This window comes from Brevibacterium picturae, from assembly GCF_900105045.1.
Taxonomy (GTDB): domain Bacteria; phylum Actinomycetota; class Actinomycetes; order Actinomycetales; family Brevibacteriaceae; genus Brevibacterium; species Brevibacterium picturae.
Genome location: NZ_LT629739.1, coordinates 3,041,207 through 3,059,375, shown reverse-complemented (window position 1 = coordinate 3,059,375; position 18,169 = coordinate 3,041,207). Strand labels below are relative to the sequence as shown.

Annotated in this window: 20 protein-coding genes; 7 read left to right on the top strand and 13 right to left on the bottom strand. The window is 61.4% G+C overall.

The window, feature by feature from the left end; all coding sequences use genetic code 11:
• Window positions 1-83: 83 nt before the first annotated feature.
• The 4 genes from BLT92_RS14045 to BLT92_RS14030 form a co-directional block, all read right to left on the bottom strand.
• Complete coding sequence (locus tag BLT92_RS14045) at window positions 84-1,007, bottom strand: glycosyltransferase family 2 protein (protein ID WP_092106521.1); 924 nt, start codon at window positions 1,005-1,007, stop codon at window positions 84-86.
• Window positions 1,004-1,834 carry a CDP-alcohol phosphatidyltransferase family protein gene (locus tag BLT92_RS14040; RefSeq protein WP_157691451.1) on the bottom strand — a complete coding sequence of 277 codons (831 nt, stop codon included), beginning with the start codon at window positions 1,832-1,834 and terminating at the stop codon, window positions 1,004-1,006. The genes BLT92_RS14045 and BLT92_RS14040 overlap by 4 nt, the downstream gene beginning before the upstream one ends.
• A gap of 116 nt (window positions 1,835-1,950) precedes the next feature.
• Window positions 1,951-2,340: a glycerol-3-phosphate cytidylyltransferase gene (tagD, locus tag BLT92_RS14035; RefSeq protein WP_092106519.1), complete on the bottom strand. Its 390-nt coding sequence runs from the start codon at window positions 2,338-2,340 to the stop codon at window positions 1,951-1,953.
• A gap of 162 nt (window positions 2,341-2,502) precedes the next feature.
• Entirely contained in the window at window positions 2,503-3,546 is a 1,044-nt protein-coding gene (locus BLT92_RS14030) for a CDP-glycerol glycerophosphotransferase family protein (RefSeq protein ID WP_231938840.1), read from the bottom strand.
• A 376-nt stretch (window positions 3,547-3,922) separates the two neighbouring features.
• Here BLT92_RS14030 and BLT92_RS14025 point away from each other — a divergent pair, with 376 nt between their 5' ends.
• Window positions 3,923-5,041 carry a magnesium and cobalt transport protein CorA gene (locus BLT92_RS14025; protein WP_092106515.1) on the top strand — a complete coding sequence of 373 codons (1,119 nt, stop codon included), beginning with the start codon at window positions 3,923-3,925 and terminating at the stop codon, window positions 5,039-5,041.
• Window positions 5,042-5,240: 199 nt separating this feature from the next.
• Here the strand turns inward: BLT92_RS14025 and BLT92_RS14020 are convergent, their stop codons facing one another.
• From BLT92_RS14020 to BLT92_RS14005, 5 genes are all read right to left on the bottom strand, one after another.
• Window positions 5,241-5,624, bottom strand: coding sequence for a DUF2267 domain-containing protein (locus tag BLT92_RS14020; RefSeq protein WP_092109365.1), 384 nt, complete (start codon window positions 5,622-5,624; stop codon window positions 5,241-5,243).
• Window positions 5,625-5,806: 182 nt separating this feature from the next.
• The gene (locus tag BLT92_RS14015) at window positions 5,807-6,874 is read right to left on the bottom strand and encodes a hypothetical protein (protein ID WP_092106513.1); all 1,068 of its coding nucleotides are present in this window, start codon (window positions 6,872-6,874) and stop codon (window positions 5,807-5,809) included.
• A 219-nt stretch (window positions 6,875-7,093) separates the two neighbouring features.
• Window positions 7,094-7,540: a GMC oxidoreductase gene (locus tag BLT92_RS20720; protein ID WP_197679621.1), complete on the bottom strand. Its 447-nt coding sequence runs from the start codon at window positions 7,538-7,540 to the stop codon at window positions 7,094-7,096.
• A gap of 14 nt (window positions 7,541-7,554) precedes the next feature.
• Window positions 7,555-8,538, bottom strand: a complete 984-nt coding sequence (locus BLT92_RS20715) for a GMC family oxidoreductase (RefSeq protein ID WP_269457370.1) — start codon at window positions 8,536-8,538, stop codon at window positions 7,555-7,557.
• 498 nt (window positions 8,539-9,036) lie between these two features.
• Window positions 9,037-9,873 carry a class I SAM-dependent methyltransferase gene (locus BLT92_RS14005; protein WP_157691450.1) on the bottom strand — a complete coding sequence of 279 codons (837 nt, stop codon included), beginning with the start codon at window positions 9,871-9,873 and terminating at the stop codon, window positions 9,037-9,039.
• Between the two features lie 197 nt (window positions 9,874-10,070).
• Between BLT92_RS14005 and BLT92_RS20635 the strand changes: the two genes are divergently transcribed.
• On the top strand, window positions 10,071-10,217 hold the full coding sequence (locus BLT92_RS20635; protein WP_172802600.1) for a hypothetical protein: 147 nt from the start codon (window positions 10,071-10,073) through the stop codon (window positions 10,215-10,217).
• 210 nt (window positions 10,218-10,427) lie between these two features.
• Entirely contained in the window at window positions 10,428-10,991 is a 564-nt protein-coding gene (locus BLT92_RS14000; protein ID WP_157691449.1) for a GNAT family N-acetyltransferase, read from the top strand.
• Window positions 10,992-11,159: 168 nt separating this feature from the next.
• Here BLT92_RS14000 and BLT92_RS13995 read toward each other — a convergent pair whose 3' ends face one another.
• The 3 genes from BLT92_RS13995 to BLT92_RS13985 form a co-directional block, all read right to left on the bottom strand.
• Window positions 11,160-11,543 carry a DUF2267 domain-containing protein gene (locus tag BLT92_RS13995; protein ID WP_092106506.1) on the bottom strand — a complete coding sequence of 128 codons (384 nt, stop codon included), beginning with the start codon at window positions 11,541-11,543 and terminating at the stop codon, window positions 11,160-11,162.
• A 50-nt stretch (window positions 11,544-11,593) separates the two neighbouring features.
• Window positions 11,594-11,818 (bottom strand): DUF2795 domain-containing protein, encoded by a 225-nt coding sequence (locus BLT92_RS13990; protein WP_092106504.1) that lies wholly within the window; start codon window positions 11,816-11,818, stop codon window positions 11,594-11,596.
• Window positions 11,819-11,997: 179 nt separating this feature from the next.
• Entirely contained in the window at window positions 11,998-12,720 is a 723-nt protein-coding gene (locus tag BLT92_RS13985; protein WP_092109362.1) for a TetR/AcrR family transcriptional regulator, read from the bottom strand.
• Window positions 12,721-12,814: 94 nt separating this feature from the next.
• Here BLT92_RS13985 and BLT92_RS13980 point away from each other — a divergent pair, with 94 nt between their 5' ends.
• The gene (locus tag BLT92_RS13980) at window positions 12,815-13,543 is read left to right on the top strand and encodes an MFS transporter (protein WP_092106502.1); all 729 of its coding nucleotides are present in this window, start codon (window positions 12,815-12,817) and stop codon (window positions 13,541-13,543) included.
• Here BLT92_RS13980 and BLT92_RS13975 read toward each other — a convergent pair.
• Window positions 13,521-14,761, bottom strand: a protein-coding gene (locus BLT92_RS13975) for an IS3 family transposase (protein ID WP_407922887.1) whose coding sequence is annotated in 2 segments (ribosomal slippage) — window positions 13,521-14,434 and window positions 14,434-14,761 — 1,242 coding nt in all. Because the reading frame shifts where the segments join, the coding sequence is not laid out codon by codon here. The two genes, BLT92_RS13980 and BLT92_RS13975, sit on opposite strands and share 23 nt — an antisense overlap.
• A gap of 28 nt (window positions 14,762-14,789) precedes the next feature.
• Between BLT92_RS13975 and BLT92_RS13970 the strand changes: the two genes are divergently transcribed.
• From BLT92_RS13970 to BLT92_RS13960, 3 genes are all read left to right on the top strand, one after another.
• Window positions 14,790-15,731, top strand: coding sequence for an MFS transporter (locus BLT92_RS13970; RefSeq protein WP_157691448.1), 942 nt, complete (start codon window positions 14,790-14,792; stop codon window positions 15,729-15,731).
• Window positions 15,732-15,884: 153 nt separating this feature from the next.
• A complete protein-coding gene (locus BLT92_RS13965) occupies window positions 15,885-16,739 on the top strand; it encodes a glycerophosphodiester phosphodiesterase (protein WP_092106496.1) in 855 nt (284 codons plus the stop codon).
• 384 nt (window positions 16,740-17,123) lie between these two features.
• Entirely contained in the window at window positions 17,124-18,110 is a 987-nt protein-coding gene (locus tag BLT92_RS13960; RefSeq protein ID WP_092106494.1) for a malate dehydrogenase, read from the top strand.
• The last annotated feature ends 59 nt before the right edge of the window (window positions 18,111-18,169 follow it).

Here is an 18,169-nt window from a genome sequence, read left to right as displayed (position 1 = left end):
GCTTCCAAAACAATTCTCAGCCGGTTTGACCAGACCCGGCTGCGGTCGATGTCGTTCCTGTGGTCGGCAGAGCGGTGTCCAGCTCAGACGACGGGAGGGCGCCCATGCCGAGACATTCTCAGCACGCCTCTTTTCGAAAGTTTCTGTCGGTCCTCGCCCTCGGCCCACGGATCCAGTCGCCAGCCTGCACGCCAGCCTTCCATCCACGCTCGAAGCTGGTGCGGCTTGTTCGCCCACTTCAGGCACTGCATCAACGTCCATGAGCCGACATAGGCCCAGCTGAATGGCCACGGGAGGTTGCGGCGGGCCAGCCAGACGCGGTTCCTTGCATTCATGTAGAAGTATTCGTCATGCCGTCGGGGATCGATCACAGGATGCGCCACCGCGAGGTCCCCCATGTACCAGACCGTGTAGCCAGCATCCCAAACTCTCCACGCGAGCTCGATACCCTCGTGGGCGTACCAGAACGGTCCAGGCCAGCCGCCGCATTCGTCGAATGCCTTCCGTTGCATGCAGACGGCACCTTCCCAAACTGAGAAGACGTTGGAGGAGTGCTCTGCTTCGCCCTTCTTCAAACGTGGGATCCATCGCTTCGGAGCGTCCGGCCCGCCGGGCTCTTCGACACGAGGTTGGATCAGACCGATTCTCGGTTTCGTACGCATCAGTTGAGCCATGCGCATCAATGAGGTGTCATCAGGCAACCACGCATCGTCATCGAGGAAGAACAGGAACTCGCCTGTGACGTGCGGGACTCCGGCGTTTCGCCCAGCAGGGATCCCCAGGTTCTCCGGTAGCCCCAGGGGTTTGACCTCAGCCGGAATCCCCTCAGGATCCCAGCCATTGCCCACGCAGACAATGTCGAGCTCGACCCCCTTCTGCGCCAACAGAGATTCGAATCCGCGATTGAGGTCCTCCAGGCGTTTGCCTTGAGAAAGGACGACGACACCGAACGAGTATTTGCGGCTGTCTTCGAAACGCTGAGACAGAATGCGAGATGTATCAGTCATGACAATCTCCTTGAGGCCATGATCGACATGAAGTGCCCGATGACAGATAAAAGGCACAACGGCGCCAGAACCACGATAAGCCAGCGCTCACCAATCAGCGGAGCGGCATCGACCGACGTTGCAATTGCAGTCACTATGCTCGCTACTAACGCAAGGAGCGACATCTCCACTGAGTGATAAATGCGATGGAATGGCACGAATCGAGCCGCTCTTTTGAGCTTCGCGACGAAACCTGGGTTCAGTGCAGTTGCCGCTTGTGAGTCAGCGAGTTTGTCGAGACCGTTGAATGCTCTCGAGACATGAACCATGTCATTGAGCGCCTTGTTCAGCAGAACGAGACCAGCCAGCACCGTCCCTGCTAACAGATAAGGGTAGGCTCCAGCGGGGTCGTCGCTGAGGTTCTTCCACTCCCCCACAGCCCGCACGCCCAGAGCTACAGCGACCAGGCCCTCCGTAGTGTAATGCCCGACTTTGTCGAGGAAGACGCCTTTGGCACCGCTGGTCCCACGCCATCTGGCCACTTCTCCGTCGCAGCAGTCGATATACATCTGAACCTGAGAGAAGAACACCGCCAATACGGCTCCCCATATCCCAGGAATCAGCAGGCTGGCAGCGATGCACCAGCCGGAGAGGATCATCAGTCCCGTGACTCCGTTGGCACTGATCCTCGTGCGTACGAGGAGCATCGTGAAGTAGATCGAGATATGCCGAAGATAGAGCTGTGCGCTCCAGTGCTCGGCGTTCTTACGGCTGCGAACCTCGATGGGCTGAGCCTTTGCCCGAAGCTCCGACAAGGTCGGGTGGCTCTGCGGTTCCTGTGTGGACACACCCGCTCCTCTCTGCTTCAAGGCAAGTGTTTTGTGTTGTGCGGCAGTCTACGTTGGGCACATCAGTTGACCCTGAGTACACACAGTTGACCCAAGTACGACTGATCGCCGAAATGTCAGGACTTGCCGAGTTCCGTCTTGATCCGAGTCGTCGAAATTTCAGGCGTGCGAGGCAGGTACACGACTTCGCATTTGTCTTTGAGGAAGTCGAACTTTCCCTCCCAGTCATCACCCATCACAAAGGTGTCGATATGGTACTTCTCGACGTCAGTGACCTTCTGTTCCCAGTTGTCTTCGGGAATGACGAGATCGACATAGCGGATCGCTTCGAGCATATGCTTGCGCTCCGCGTAGGAGAAGTAGGACTTCTTATCCTTGCCTGCGTTGAACTCGTCGCTGGACAGCGCCACGACCAAGTAATCACCCTGTTCCTTGCACCGTTGCAGCAGACGGATATGACCGTAATGGAGCAGGTCGAAGGTGCCGTAGGTAATGACTCGGCGCATCAGTCCTCATTTCAAATGTTCAGGGGAACTCGGTTCAGGACATCTGGGCACAGGCGTCCATAGAATTTCATCGTTACTTTACCATTTTGTTACCTAAGGATTGAACTCATCGCCCTCAGGAGACGAGTCCCCCTGTACAGTTTCTGTACTTGATCTGTCCGTTCACGAGCTGCCAGACAGACTCCGGTCTCGCTCGGCAATGACTTTCTCGGTAGCGGAAATGAATCGGTTGACCTGCTCTCCCTGCGCAGTTGCGCCCAAATAGTGCTCACACAGCTGTGCGGCTGTCTCGGAAGAATCCGTCCGGTCCGACAATAATTCGATGAGCCTGTCCTCCGTACCCTTGCCAATAGTCGGAGTGCGCTCCAACAGACCACCAGGCATCAGCATGGACTCAGAATGGCAGGACTGGATCATGACCAACGGTTTGCGAGTCGCCAGCCAGTCGAAGGCCACAGATGACATTTCGACTAATGCACGGTCGGCAACGTCGAATTGCCACGACACGTCCGGCGTCGAATCCATGAAGCCCCGCGGATCCCCGTCGATGATCGAACAGACCTCGTCCAATGCCTTTTTGAAGTTGCGGTCCCGCACTCCGGTGCGCGGGTGCGGGCGAAAGATCACCCGATAGCCCGCATCGAGCATGCTGGACACGAGCATCGCTCCATTATCGGCAAGTGTGCCATAGGCCATCGCCGGCGAGTCACCTTCCCACGTCGGCGCGTAGAACACGGTCTCGCCGGCAGGGGCTTGGGCGTCGAACTCACACCATTCCTGTGGAATCTCGCGCGGGCGATCCAATTGTGGCCGACCGACGTCGAGCAGATGCTCCGGGTTCATTCCCACCAGGGAGCGGCCGATTCTTTCCCTCGCCGCCTCTCCCGCTGTGAAAACGTAGTCATAGGCCTTGAGCTGATTGGAGATCATCGAAATCTTCTCGCTCTCACCGTGACTGAGATGCACGTGTGCCGGCCCAGGATAGCGCAGACCCTGAAAGTTCCAAGTGGCCTGATTCACATAGAAAACGACGCGGAGTCGCGCTGAATTCATGAACTCATCCATCCCTGCTGTCACTCGCGACGATCGGACCGGGATATCTGTGATCTCTCGCAGATGACGAGCGGCCACAATGTCTCTTGTTAGTATGCCGAATGGCTGCTGCCCGTATCCGTCCTCGCGAAGCTTCGCGGCCAACTGTTCCATCGGCCACAGCCATTGCTCAAGCTGGTAGACGGAATCGATGTCCGATCCGAAATATGCCGCTGCCACGAAGTCATCATCAGCTCTCGGACCGAACTCTTCCCCGACCTGAATCTCCTGCAGCCGACCGCTGAGTGTCCGAGATCCGCGCTTGACCACGGTCCGCGCAAGGCGGACTCCCCGTTTGGTTCGCGCTGGCAGCTCGCCCGGCAAGTTTGTCATACGTCCATTGTGCACGGACAGATTGGAAGTTCATGAATGAAGCATCCGATGTAAACACAACCTATTTTGTTATGTGGATTCAGCTGCTCTGCCGATGAACTGTGCTCTGGCTCTGCCCTCCGATACCTTTGGGTCTTAGTCGACCAAAGGAAGCACGATGGCACGAGCACTCAGGCACAAATCCGAACCGTTCTCCAAGCGGAAGCGCAGCACTGAGGCCGCGCCCGAATCTGCGAAGCCGGTTCTGCTCAGTCGTCACATCATCGACAGCGAACCTGGCAATCTGTCGGTCTCTTCCACTTTCGCCGAGGCGCTCGCACAGCGACCGGCGAACAACTCCTCCGCCTCAGGATCGTTCACTCAGGTCGTCTTTCCCAAGTCCACGCCCGAGCTCCTGGCTGAGATCGCCTCGGCGTGGGAACTGCACCCGGTCCTCGTCGAGGATCTGTTCCATGCCAATCAACGACCCAAGGTCGAACGCTACGACGATGTGCTGTTCGTCGTCCTCAAATCTGCGGTCTACATCGACTCGGCCGAGGAGGTCGAGTTCAAAGAGTTCCATCTGTTGATGAAGGATGACGTCCTCGTCATCGTCTGCCAGGACGATCGATTCATCGACGGGACACCGATTCCCCAACGTGTAGAGGACATGGATGCCTACTTCAGCAGTGACAAGAGTCAGTGGGCCTCCGACAAAAAGTTGCTCACGCTGGGCCCCGAGGCGCTCGTCTACCGACTCCTCGACACCGCGGTCGACACCTACTTCCCTGTGTTGGACGGTCTCCAGGACGACAAGGACGGCATTGAACGGCAGGTATTCAGCGGAGACACTGCGGCTGCGCAACGGATCTACCTGCTCAGTCAAGAGGTCATCGACGTCCTCCACACGACCACCCACCTCAACCGGCTCACCCAGAGACTGGGCAACGGTGCCACGAAGTATGCGATTCCCACCGAACTGCAGGCCTACCTCGACGACGTCACCGATCACCTGACCCGAGTTCTTACCGAGGCCGCCGAGCTGCGTGAGGCACTGTCGCAGATCCTCAACGTCAATTCCACACTGGTCGCCCAACGACAGAACGAAGATATGAAGAAGATCTCCGGATGGGCGGCAATCCTCTTCGCACCCACTCTGATCGGAGCGATCTACGGCATGAACTTCGATGACATGCCGGAGTTGCACTGGGCCTTCGGATATCCGATGGCCCTCGGGCTGATGGTCGGCCTGGGCGTGGCTCTCTACACCGTGTTCAAGGTGAAGAAGTGGATGTGACGAAGTGACACCGATTGCTGAGGCTGGAGTATTCGGCCACTAGGATTGCCCTACCTGTTCGTATACCGGCGAGCCAATTCGCCGATGTAGGCAGTGTTCGATTCCCTGCGGTCGATGCGAATATCTTGACTCGCCCTTCAGCCCGGAGCTACCGATCACGGCGCTGGTGCCTACAGAGCGCGGTTGGAGTGACTCGGCGCTATTCCTCGAAGAACGGAGCGAATCCGGTCGGCAGCTGCGAGAGAAGATCGTCAATCTCGCTTTCGGACACCGCGGCCCCCAACGTCGACAGAACGGCGCGAACATAGGTTCCCGCCGTCTCTGGATCGACGTCCTGTCCGAGCTGTTCGGCTATCTTTCGGAGGAAGTCGTCGACATCGTCTCGCGTCGGCTCCTCCGAACCGTGACGGTACAAAGGTTCCTGCAGTTCTTCGGGAAGTTGCGCGGCTAAGTCCGCTACTTCTGCGACTTCCAGTCGCCTGCCGAGGTTGTCCAATACGGTTCGGGTGACGACGGCTGCGCTTTCGGGATCGCCGGGCCCGCCCATTTCAATGACGTACTTGAGGAACTCGTCACTGCGCATTTTCAGGCTCTTTCCGTCCGTGCGGTCCTCTCCCGTGGAATTCACGTTGTCAGGGATGACCGCCGCAGGTGGCATCACACTCCGACTCCCGCGGTACCGCATAGATGACTTAGTCTTTGTTCCCATGCCGTCAGACGGGCAGGGAATACAACACCAGATACGTCTTCGGAATGGGAGGAGTCTCAGCATCCGCTCCAGACGACCGCCTGCGAGTTCCCGGCGGCGTCCTGGCTGCTGCCTGCGGCAGTGTCGTCGTCGGCGATCGTGTACGCCTGGGAGGCATCTCCACCAGCGTGCGGCAATGTGACGACCTCGCCATCGCGGACGATCGCCGCGTGATCGTCTTCCGTGTCCGCCGCGACGACACCGGTCTCATTGACGTCGTAGGCCTCGTACAGTGAGTCTGGCAGCTGACTCACGGTTCCCTCTTCCAGATTCCACAGCGCTTGAGTACTGTTCTCCATGCTGTCGGTCGAGAACCCCGTGGCGAAATCGCCCCTGATGCTCTCGACCGAAGAGTGTTTGGCTCCGTCGAGTGCCGGCAGCGCTTCATGGCCGCCATCTTGGTTCCAGAGCGCGGCCTCGGTGCCTTCGTCCGGAAATCCGGTGTGGCCGGCGGCCGTGCCTCCGTCGTCGATGGCATTTGCAACCGCATTCTCCTGCGGCGACGGCAACTTCTCGACCTCGTCCGGCGAGTCGAAGTCCCACCTGAGAGCGGAATTGTCTCCCACTCCGTAGCCGACTGCGTCACCGTCTGCATTGATGTCGGTGACCGTGGCATCGGCGCCTTCTGGTGCGGCGAGCTCGATCGTCTCTCCGTCCCGGTACAGGAAGGACGTGCGGACGGGCTCGTCGTGCTCGAAACCAAACCCGGCGACCACGCCTTCATCGTTGACCCCTGCTGGTGACACGTTTCTGAGGTCGACGAGGATCTCCCGAGGTTTGCCGTTTGACCACGTCATCGGCCGCTCTTCCCCGTCGACTGTGGCATAGCCGACCAGTTTGTTCCCGTCCGGCGACCCCGCTGCCACCCACGAATCAGTCGTCCCCTCCGGCACATCAAGCGTCTCGACCGAACATGATCCGTCGGCTGATCCGCCCCCTCGTGCGTTCTCCAGTGACCTCTCACTGGCGTTGGCTGGAGAGCCCGCACCGTCGAATGCGATCACAGCTCCACCACTGAGCACGCATGCCGCAAGAAGTGAACCTGCCCATGCCGCACTGACGTTCCTTCGTGTCGCCTTCTGCATTGCTGCTCCTGTCCCCATTCGTGGACGTCTTTGTCCGACCTCGTTGTCCGATCCGAACGCTCACGCGGCTCTGCGCGCACTCGCACCGGACAACGTCGGGTCACAGTCCATGAGATTTTTATGATGAACTTGCACCATAATTTCCCGTGTCTTTGCCTCTCAATGCACACCGGGTGCGAATTCGCTCAGTATCGACTGAACGATGCGGTGTAGACACAGTCACGCGTCGTCGAGGATGAAGTCGGCCGCTCGCCACGCCATGGCCAAGACCGGCCCATGGAGGTTGCCGGAGACCATGATCGGCAACACCGAGGCGTCCACGACTCGCAGGCCGGAGACGCCACGTACTCGCAGCCGGGAGTCAACCACATCGTCGTCGTTCGGCCCCATCGCAGCGGTTCCGATGGCGTGGTACCCGGCGGATCCGGTGCGCAAGCCGGTATCGATGATCTCCTGGCTGGTCTGTACTCCTCCGCCCGGAGCTGTCTCGTGCTCGATCCACTTCTCTAAGGGTCTGGCAGCGAACAGTCTTCGGACTGCACGGACGATGTCGACAGATGTCGCGCGATCACGGTATGTGGCGATGTACCCGGGATCGATGTCCGGGAGGGCGTCCGGTCCCGACGCCGTGATCCGGACACCGCCTTCGCTGGAAGGACGCAACATGTAAGCAATGCCGATCAGTCCCGGCTCTCGCTCGACCCTGATGGCCTGGCCCGGTTGCGGGGGCAGCATCGAGTAGGGGGCGATATGGATCTCAGCGTCGGACCGTTCCAGCTCTGGGCGGGACTTGAAGAACCCCACCAGATCGAATGACGGTGCGGCCATCGGCCCTCCCCGTTCGCCTCGTACTGCGCCATGGCCTGCTGCTGACTCTCCGGCGTGGCGAGTAGGCGGTTGTATCCGACGTCCTCGGTGAGGCGGTACTGCAGGGTGAAGACGCGGTGTTCGCGCATCCGGGCACCGACGTTCGGACTGTCGACCACTTGGTCGACGCCGGCGGATCCGAGCGTGGCGCGGTCGCCGATGCCGGACAGCTGGAGGATCTTCGGAGTCGCGAGCGCGCCAGTTGCCAGCACCACCTCGCGGTCGGCCGCGTACTCGACGACTTGTCCCTCTCGACGCCCCTTGATGCCGACTGCCCGTCCACCTTCGAACACGACTCTGTCCGCGCAGGTCCTTAGGGCGATAGTCAGATTGGGCCGATCCATGATCGGGTGGAGGAAAGCATCGGCTGCGCTCCAGCGGCGCCCGTTTCGGATCGTGGTCATCGCATAGCCGATCCGTTCCCCGTCGGCATCGTTGAGGTCCGACACCCGCCGCCACCCCAGTTCGTTGCCGGCCGCGATGACGTCCTCGAGCAGCGGCTCACCGTCGTCGGCGGTCGAGACATGCAGCTGGCCGTCGCCGCCGCGTGTCTCGGAGGACCCGAGCTGATGACCCTCAATGGCCTTGAAGGCAGGGAGCATGTCGCGCCATCCCCACCCCTCGTTGCCGAGAGCCGCGAGTGCGTCGTAGTCAGCGGGCTCGCCGCAGTTGTACACCATCCCGTTGACCGAGCTGGATCCGCCGAGTGTCTTGCCTCGCACCCAGTATTCGACCTGCTGGTCCGGTCCGAAGGGTCGGGTGGTGCCAGACGGCTTCGGGGTCTCCGACCAGCTCACCGAATCCACGCGGCATCGAGATCAGCGGGTTGACTTTGTCATGTTCGCCGGCCTCGACGAGCAGGACGCTGGTTCCCGGGTCAGCAGAGAGTCGATGGGCGAGCACACAACCCGCCGAACCTGCACCGACGACAATATAGTCAAAGCGGTTCACGTGTTGGCCCTCCTCACCATTGAAGTCTGAGGTTATAGGGACACACGATAGATACTGCACACCCGCACGACAAGCATCGTCTCGGCGCTCGCGACGAGCTATCTCGAGACCACATCAAGCCATGCGTGTACTCACGCCTATGACAAAGGCGCAACTGACGTCTACTTGCCAGCCAGGTTCAGTCACCTGTGGCAGTGCCGTGAGTGCAATCGCTACGGCGACGAGACTGGATCGCACCGAGTTCAATGGAGAGCTGGTAGTGGCAGGCCTCATCTTGGCTCAGCCTCAGCCGTCACCTCGCGGACAGTCGGACCGCGTCAAGGCTTCCCGAATCGACGAGGTCGTCAGAAACGATAGCGCAAGACCCAAGTGCTCAGCCGTGCCCACCTCGTCCGGAGACGCAGCAGGCGCAGTATGGTTCGGAACTTGACAGAGAATCCGCCGAAATACTGAGGGGATCGAGCGAGGATGAACTCTTCGACGAACCGCAGCTTGGGGTTGATGCGTTCGAGCTCGGTCGGATCGTCGATGCCGAATCCCCGGTACGGGGATGGGATACCCACCCTCTTAAGTTCGGGCACTCGACCGAGGTCGCGAGTCAGGTACGTGATGTTGGCTTGGCACACAAGCTCACCGTGCTCGAAGTGAGCGGTCAGGCGATTCAGCAATTCGATGGCCTCGGCAGGGGCGAGGAATGTCAACACTCCATCGGCCACAATGATGGTCGGCCGGTGGGTCGGCACAGCATCCAACCACTGTGAGTCCTCAAGCGATGCGGCGATTCCGGTTTCCTGTTCGTGTGCGGGGACCAATCTTCGTCGCAGCTCGATGACGGCGGGAGAGTCGATGCAGTAGTAGTTAGAACGTGGCGGCAGATCGAGACGAAACATCCGTGTCTCCAAACCGCATCCCAGCTCAATGATGATTGCATCGGGGTACTCAGCGAGAAATTTCCGCACATGCTGGTCCAACTGAGCTGTTCGGATTGCGACATTGGCCGAGAGGTCAGCGCCTGTGGCGGTGGCCCGGTCGGACTCACAGATCTTGCCGGATATCTCCTCGGCCACAGTGTCACCAAGCAGTGGCGCAGCCGACTTGGCGTCTTCGGCCCTGCCGCACAGGGTAAGCAGCAATGTCCGCTCCACCGACGTGAGGTGGTCGAGGCGTTCACCCGGATCCATCAGTGAGAAGCTCCCTTCGGTGCTGGACAGGCTGATCCGCTTGCATTCGTTCCATCGCAGCTCAGCAGCCGGCCAAGCCATCGATGCCCCGCGTATTCTGTGGCGTTGTGAAGTCGGCATTGGGACGCTGCTCGTTCAGGACTCGTGTGCTCAAAGCTGCGTATTGTCCGGAACCGTCTTTACACGGGACATGTTAGTTGAGGGTCATAGCAGAGGTCTTCAACGGCCGCCGGGCCCATTTGGCCGATGGTGTCCAGCGTGCTCTCGGCCGAGAGCCCCGCGACTTCACCCGCTATGCCCACGCCGCATCAGCCACCGGCGCCTGGTCCCCCAAACTTCAGTGAGGCATCGACTACCGGGACAGTCTGAGGAAGGAAGAGAAATGATCCTCACCATCGCCGTGATTAATTCCCGAGTCCCCCGGCGAATCGGGGCGAAGGCGCCCTCCGCCGACGGTGAGAATCGCCCGCTTCGCACTCTTCAGAACACGGGTGACCCCGCTCGAAGCCTTTCACGTCGTGATTCTCCGCGTCGGCTCCCGTTACTCTGTGAACATGACACCTGTCACGCTCGAGCGAGAGGCTTTCGTACTCCGTCCGCCGTCGAGCGGCGATATCGATGCGATCACCGAAGCATGCCAGGACCCGATGCTCCTGCACTGGGTTCCGCTGCCTGTCCCATACACCCGGGCACACGCCGCGGAGTTCGTCCCACAGGTCACCGACGCCGGCTGGCGGAACGGTACCGCATGCACCTGGGTCATCGAACGAGCTGGAGAGCTTGCCGGCATGATATCCCTGAATGACATCGATCAGGGCAGCGCATCGATCGGCTATTGGGCGGCCCGGTCGCATCGGCGAACCGGCACTGTCACGGCGGCAGGGCAGGCGGTGCTCGATTTCGCGTTCGCTCCAGAACCGCACGGCCTGGGGCTCAGCCGCGTGGAATGGCGAGCCCACACCGGCAACCGGGCCACGGCCGCAGTGGCCCAGCGCCTGGGTTTCACCTTCGAGGGAATTGCCCGCAGCGCCGGCGTGATCCGAGGGCAGCGCCGGGACGAATGGATGGCAGGACTGCTCAGCACGGATGATCGTTCACCTGCCGACTGGCACTTGTGATGCCCGCGGTCAATCGACCTCCTCACGCGCCTCAATGGACTCCCTCACGCGTCGCGCCGCGTGAAGACAAAGGTCGCCCCAGCGAGGATAATCGCTGACGAGCAGACAAGAGAGACTGCAGCCCGTACTGCGTGCGCGAATCGGGGCAGCGGGCAACGGGGCTCGGTGCTACTCTTCGAAGAACGGTGCGAATCCGGCGGGCAGCTGCGAGCGCAGATCATCGATCTCGCCTTCGGACACCGCAGCCCGCAACGTCGACAGGACAGCGCGAACATACTTGCCCGCAGTCTCCGGATCGACGCCATGCCCGAGCTGGTCCGCTGTCCGACGAAGGAAATCGTCGGCATCGTCGCGCACCGGCTCGGCCGAACTGTGACGGGTGAGAGTCTCCTGCAGCTCGTCGGGAAGCTGCGCGGCCAGATCCGCCACTTCACCGCCTTTGAGTCGTTTGCCGAGGTTGTCCAACACAGTTCGGATGACGAGGGCTGCGCTTTCGGGGTCGGTGGGCCCTCCCGCTTCGATAACGTAGCTGAGGAACTCGTCACTGCGCATTGTCAGGGTCCTTCCGTTCGTTCGGGCTGTGCTGCAAAAATGCTTCGCTGTCAGCGATGAACCCCGCCTGGGGCATCACCCTCCGGCTCCTGCGGCACTGCCTCGACGACGTCGTCTTTGTTCTCAAACTGCCGGTCTGGCAGGGCCTCCAGTGCCTGGAGCGTCTTCGGAGTCGCTGAACGCTCGGTTGCGTAGTCAATGAGTTCAGACTTCGAAGCGGGGAATTCCAGCCCTTGAAGTGCCTTTTCGGCGCGGAGTTCGTCTCGCGTGGTCATCTGCGCTCTGCCTTCTCTCGAGGAAACGTACCGGTACTGATCGTAGGGACAGCGCGGTCGAGTCGAAACCCCCTTGTCAAACTCCCAAACAGCGTTAAAATATAGCTCCTCCGGAGAGTGGATGGCGGATGGGCCAGTGTCGTCAGCCCACCACGACTTGGATTCGCCGTGAACGGTGTCTACGACTCAGTGGTCCGGGTATCGATTGGTTCGTGCGATCTGGTGATCCCCGCTGTGTCGGGTGAGGCGTTGTGGCGTGCCTGGACACCGTCGAGGATGACGTCTAGTCCCCCTTCGAACCAATCTCGCTCGCGGGCGGGGACGGGGTGGGCGATGAGACGACTCAGGTGAGGGAAGTCTTTCAGCTCGACGTCGTGGAGACGTTGCTTCCAAGCGAGACCAGGGTCGTCTTCTGCTTCGGCCCGCCTATCGCCGAGAACGACACGCGCGCTGCCCTGGACATAGTTGTTGATGGTCATGATCATCCGAGCCGCGGCGTCAGGCGACAGCCCCACTTCGTCAAGTGCCGAGAGCGCCCATTCCATGGCTGACAGTGAAGCGGTTCCGAAGGGCGGGGTAACGGTGGTCGTGGCTGTGAGCATCCAGGGGTGGGCGAGAAACGCATCCCAGTCTTGGCGGGCAAGTACGTGCATGGCCTCCCGCCAGCTCAGGCCGGAAGGATCGGGATAGGCGTACTCCCCGGTCACCTGGTCGACCATGTTTCCGATCAGCTCTTCCTTATCGGAAACATGCCGATACAGCGACATTGCTCCGGCACCGAGGCGTGCGGCGACGCGCTTCATCGTCATCGCCTCCAGCCCCGCCTCGTCGGCGACCTCGATGGCTGCAGCGATGATCCTTTCGTGCGATAAGAGGCCGTACGGGCCGACTCGGGGACTCATCCTGATCACCTCCGCAGCCCAGTCTAGCGCGTTGCGTATCACATACGCTATTCTCGTTGCGTACGTCATACGCAACCGTGAGAGGAAACGCACCATGTCCGCTCGGACCCCTCATTCGCCCGACCGGCGGTCGCGGTGGCTCAGCCTTGCCGTGCTGACGCTGCCAGTGATCCTGACCTCGATGGACATCACGATCCTGCACATCGCGATCCCGACGATCACGCAGGAGCTGACGCCGAGCCCCAACCAGACGCTGTGGATCCTCGACGCCTACGGGTTCCTGCTGGCCGGTCTGCTCATCGTCATGGGCAATGTCGGCGACCGAATCGGTCGTCGCAGGCTTCTTCTGCTCGGTGCTGCCCTGTTCGGCGCAGCCTCGACATTGGCAGCGTTCGCGCCGGCTCCAACGGTGCTCATCGCCGCGCGTGCCCTGATGGGGATCGGCGGTGCCACGCTGATGCCGTCGACGCTCTCGCTGATCCGCAACATGTTCACCGACCCGGCAGAACGTACTCGTGCCATCGGCATCTGGACCGCGAGCTTGTCCGGCGGCATCGCACTGGGGCCGATCATCGGGGGCCTGCTGCTCGAATCGTTCTGGTGGGGATCGGTGTTCCTCCTCAACGCACCCGTCATCGTGCTCCTGCTCGTTCTGGCACCGCGCCTCATCCCCGAGTACCGGAACCCGGCTTCGGCGCGATTGGACGGATTCAGTGTTCTGCTGTCCTTCACTGCGGTCCTGCCGGTCGTCTGGTCGATCGGGCGTGAACCCCTGGAAGTGGACACGTCAATGTGTACTATCAGGCGGCAAGATCCATCATAGATGCACAATCAAACTCGAAGTCAACCGGTGCTCGATAACCCAGACCCGAATGCCTGCGCCTCGAGTTGTAGCGAATCAACCACCGGAACACCTCACGCCGACATTGAGCCGCCGTGTCCCACCGCTTCGCGCCCTGTAGCGTCTCCCGCTTCAGAGCCGCGTTCACCGACTCCGCCAGAGCATTGTCAGCACTCGACCCGATCCTGCCCATCGACTGGACCACACCTAACCGGCGACACGTCGCCTGGAACGCCGAGGACGTATATTGACGACCATGATCCGAGTGGAAAATCGTATCGTTGAGTGTTTCTCTGTCGTTTACTGCACTGTACAGCGCGTCTTCGACGAGGCTGGTACGCATATGATCAGCGATCGACCAGCCCACGATCCGCTTCGAACACACATCGATGACCGTGGCTAAATACAAGAACTTCCCCTCCGTCCCGTATGGCAAATACGTGATGTCGCCAACGTAGGTTGTGCCTACCTCGGCGGCCGTGAAGTCCCTCTTGACCAGGTCCGCGAAGACCTGCGCACCAGGATCCTTGACCGTGGTGATGTGAGGTTTGCGCAGATGCACGCCGACGATGTTGTTCGCCCGCATCAGCCGGGCGACCCGTTTATGGTTGACCGGCCCGTCGACGTCCGGGTCCTCGGCGAGCTCGACCGTCATTCGCCGGTATCCGTACGTGTGGTCCCATTCCTCGTGATGGTCCCGGATCCTCTCCACCAGCGCCTCGTCGGCAGCCTGGCGGGTGACCCTCGCCGACTGAGTTGCCCGCCATTTGTAATAACTTGAGCGCTGGATGCCCAGCACTGCACACATCCGCTTCACCTCGTGGGTGCCACGGTAGTCATCAACGAACTGGAAGCGGATCACCAGCTCGTCTCTGCCGCGAAATATTTCGTGGCCTTGCGCAGAATCGCCCGTTCCTCGGCTAACTGATCGTTCTCGGCTCGTAGACGCTTCTGTCGCTCGAGCAGGTCCGCGTTTTCCACCCGCAGACGGGCGATCTCGTCCTCGGTTGTCTCTGGGTGATCAGCCGACCCTGTCGGCACCGCTCCAGCGGCTTTGCGCGACTGGTACACCCACGTCTTGACTGCTCCCCTGGAGACGCCGAGGTCGGCCGCGACCTGGGTATAGGACATGTCAGGATGAGTCTCATACAGCTCGACGGCGTCGGCTTTGAACTCATCGGAGTACTTCTTCTTCGGCATGGTTTCTACTCGCATTCTCCGGCCCATTATGGGCCAGTCTCAGCGTGTCCACCACTCAGGGTTCAGCCCCATCAAAACCACGGCCGAGGAACTCGCCCTCACACCTGCCGCCGCGATCGGGCTGGTGGTCGGCGTGATCGCCGGCACCATGTTCCTCATCCGGCAGAGGCGTCTGCAGTCGCCTCTGGTCGATGTCGGCCTGTTCGCCAACCCTCGTTTCAGCGGTGCCGTCCTGGGTGCGGGTCTGGCGATGTTCTCGCTGGTCGGCGTGATGTTCTACAGTGCGCAGTACCTGCAGCTCGTTGCAGGACTGTCTCCACTGGTCGCCGCCGTCGCGATGCTGCCGATCATGATCGCCGTTGGTGGGATGTCGGTCCTCGCCTCCGTGCTCGTCCCGCGCTTCGGCTACCCCATCGTCTTCGGAGCAGGCGCAGCCGTGGCGGCCGCAGGGATGTTCGCCTTCAGCCGCGTACCGGTCGATGATGGATTGATCGTCGCCATCATCGCCTCGGCTTTCATCGGGGCTGGCATCGCACCGATGATGACGCTGGCCACCGATGTCGTGGTCGGCGCCGCCCCGCCGAACCGCTCGGGCGCTGCCTCCGCCCTGTCCGAGACCGCGGCAGAACTGGGCGCCGCGCTGGGCATTGCCGTCCTCGGCTCGATCGGCACCGCCCTGTATCGGTCCCGAGTCCTCGACGGAATACCCGCCGAGCTCCCACCGGAGGCCACTGAGGTTGTCAGCTCGAGCCTCGGCGCAGCCATCAGCGCTGCCGAGCAGCTTCCGTCCGAAGCCGCGACCCACCTCACCGACCTTGCCCGCCACGCCTTCACCGCCGGGCTCGGCGCCGCCACCATCGCCGGGGGTCTCGTCCTCGTCGCGACCGCCATCGCGTGTCCCCTATTGCTCCACCGGGGGAGCGCCCTGGCCGACTCCGCGAACCCCGCCACAGATATCGAGGAGCGATGAGTGCAGCCGCGCCGCTGAACACCGTCAAGACTGACGCCCACGACTCTGATCGGACTCCAGCACACGATCGTTTTCATCCCATTCCTCTGCTCTCGTCCCCCTGTTCATTTCATCGACTCCAGGAGATCATTCGGCGACCGTAACGTCGCGAGCGTGAATACGACAGAGCAGAAGAACACACGTCCCTGTACCGCGTCGATCCTCGCCACCGCAGTACTCACCCTGACTGCAACCGTCGGCACCGGAGTCACATCAGCCTCCGCCCACGGTCTCGGTTCACCGTCTGAGACCGACTTCGCCGCACCGGATCAGGTCTCCGAGATCGAGTTCCCCACCACGATCTCCCACCGAGGCGGTGCCGACGTCTACCCGGAGGAGTCCATGGAAGGGTTCACCGCCTCGGCGAGGGACGGGTTCCTCCCCGAGATGGATATCCAGTTCCTCGAAGACGGCACCCCGGTCCTCATCCACGACGACACAGCCGATCGCACCCTCAACGGAGTCAGCGGACCGATCCGCGACCTCAGCCTCGAGGAATGGGACTCCGCGACCATCAAACACCCGCAGGGCGGTGAACCGGCCGAGACCGTCACCCTCGATGAGGCACTCGACGAACTCGGCGGGGAGGTCGTCATGGTTCCCGAGATCAAGCCCGGGGCCACCTCGGCGGAGGTCGATCAGGTTCTCGACGTCTTCGACGAACGCGGACTGACCGACTCACTCATCGTCCAGTCATTCGACTTCGAAGCGGCGAAGACCATCGCCGATCGCGGCTACACATCGCTCTACCTCACCGGTTCAACCCTGCCGACGGAATCCTTCGACGAGATCGCGGCTGCCGGCATCGAATGGGTCGGCCCCAGCAAAAATCTGCCCACCCGGGACCTGCGCAGACTCGACAAGGCCGGCTTCCATGTTGCGCCCTATACCCTCGGGACTGCGAAGGACGGGCACCGTCTGCCCGGCTGGATCGACGGCTACTTCACCGACGACGCCTGGACGAACTAGCAGGCAACGGCCTTGGCCTCGGAAGCTCAGCAGAGCAGCTGAGGGCCCTGGCGGCCGAACCGCGGCCAGGGCCTCCAGGGGGATCGCGAACTGCGCAGCGGGACATAATGTGACGCCTGCGTGATGCCCAGCGGTGGCGAGCCGATAGAATCGACTCGTCACACATTTCTCTCCAGAGGAATTGCAGTGACGTCCAACGCAGCGATGCTGCACAAGCGACCTTGACGGGCCTCAACAAGGAAGTCGACTCCTCGTCCTGCCGCTCGGCCCCCTCTTCACACAAGTGATCTGACGGCGTATTCACCGATGAAGAACGCCGTTGCACACGAGAGGACAGCCCGCATCGAATGCGTCAAACCCCACCCCAATTAAGGAGCACAATCTATGAATACTCCCATCAAAGTCGCCGTCACCGGCGCGGCCGGTCAGATCGGCTACAGTCTCCTCTTCCGCATTGCCAGCGGCGCTCTTTTCGGCCCCCAAACTCCAGTTCAACTGCGCCTGCTGGAAATCACACCAGCACTGACCGCCCTCGAGGGCGTGGTCATGGAACTCGAGGACTGTGCCTTCCCCACCCTCGATTCGGTCGAAATCGGCGATTCGGCCGAGCACATCTTCGACGGCGCCAACCTCACCCTGCTCGTCGGAGCCAGGCCCCGGTCTCAGGGCATGGAGCGCAGTGACCTCCTCGAAGCCAATGGTGCGATCTTCACCGCCCAAGGCAAGGCCCTCAATGCAGTTGCCGCCGACGATGTGCGCATCGGCGTCACCGGGAATCCGGCCAACACCAATGCGCTGATCGCTATGAGCAATGCGCCCGACATCCCCGCCGAGCGATTCAGCGCGCTGACCCGCTTGGACCACAACCGCGCGCTGGCACAGCTGGCCAAAAAGGCCGAGGTGACGGTGGCCGACATATCCAAGATGACGATCTGGGGCAATCACTCGGCCACCCAGTATCCCGACATCTACCACGCAGAGATCGGTGGAAGGAATGCCGCCGAGGTGGTCGGTGACCAGTCCTGGATCGAGAACGATCTCATCCCCACGGTTTCCGGACGCGGTGCCGCCATCATCGAAGCGCGTGGGTCCTCCTCAGCGGCCTCTGCTGCCGCGGCGACGATCGACGCCGCCCATGATTGGCTGCACGGCACGCCCGAAGGCGACTGGGCCTCGATGGCTGTGGTCTCCGATGGCTCCTACGGGGTGCCCGAGGGACTGATGTGCTCCTATCCCGTCACCACGTCGGGCGGGAACTGGGAGATCGTACAGGGACTGGAGATCAATGACTTCAGCCGCAGGATGATCGATGCCACCACGGCTGAGCTCGCCGAGGAGCGCGAGACCGTGACCGGCCTCGGTCTGATCTGAGTTCGCGTCCCCGGCCCAGACCGGTTCGGGGCCCGGAGTGGACGTGGGCCGGGTGCTGA

Coding starts and splice junctions, on each gene's coding strand:
- BLT92_RS14045 (WP_092106521.1), bottom strand. CDS start 1,007: ATGACTGATACATCTCGCATTCTGTCTCAGCGTTTCGAAGACAGCCGC.
- tagD (WP_092106519.1), bottom strand. CDS start 2,340: ATGCGCCGAGTCATTACCTACGGCACCTTCGACCTGCTCCATTACGGT.
- BLT92_RS14030 (WP_231938840.1), bottom strand. CDS start 3,546: ATGGAACAGTTGGCCGCGAAGCTTCGCGAGGACGGATACGGGCAGCAG.
- BLT92_RS14025 (WP_092106515.1), top strand. CDS start 3,923: ATGGCACGAGCACTCAGGCACAAATCCGAACCGTTCTCCAAGCGGAAG.
- BLT92_RS14020 (WP_092109365.1), bottom strand. CDS start 5,624: ATGCGCAGTGACGAGTTCCTCAAGTACGTCATTGAAATGGGCGGGCCC.
- BLT92_RS14015 (WP_092106513.1), bottom strand. CDS start 6,874: ATGCAGAAGGCGACACGAAGGAACGTCAGTGCGGCATGGGCAGGTTCA.
- BLT92_RS20720 (WP_197679621.1), bottom strand. CDS start 7,540: ATGTTGCGTCCTTCCAGCGAAGGCGGTGTCCGGATCACGGCGTCGGGA.
- BLT92_RS14005 (WP_157691450.1), bottom strand. CDS start 9,873: ATGGATCCGGGTGAACGCCTCGACCACCTCACGTCGGTGGAGCGGACA.
- BLT92_RS14000 (WP_157691449.1), top strand. CDS start 10,428: ATGACACCTGTCACGCTCGAGCGAGAGGCTTTCGTACTCCGTCCGCCG.
- BLT92_RS13995 (WP_092106506.1), bottom strand. CDS start 11,543: ATGCGCAGTGACGAGTTCCTCAGCTACGTTATCGAAGCGGGAGGGCCC.
- BLT92_RS13990 (WP_092106504.1), bottom strand. CDS start 11,818: ATGACCACGCGAGACGAACTCCGCGCCGAAAAGGCACTTCAAGGGCTG.
- BLT92_RS13985 (WP_092109362.1), bottom strand. CDS start 12,720: ATGAGTCCCCGAGTCGGCCCGTACGGCCTCTTATCGCACGAAAGGATC.
- BLT92_RS13980 (WP_092106502.1), top strand. CDS start 12,815: ATGTCCGCTCGGACCCCTCATTCGCCCGACCGGCGGTCGCGGTGGCTC.
- BLT92_RS13970 (WP_157691448.1), top strand. CDS start 14,790: ATGGGCCAGTCTCAGCGTGTCCACCACTCAGGGTTCAGCCCCATCAAA.
- BLT92_RS13960 (WP_092106494.1), top strand. CDS start 17,124: ATGAATACTCCCATCAAAGTCGCCGTCACCGGCGCGGCCGGTCAGATC.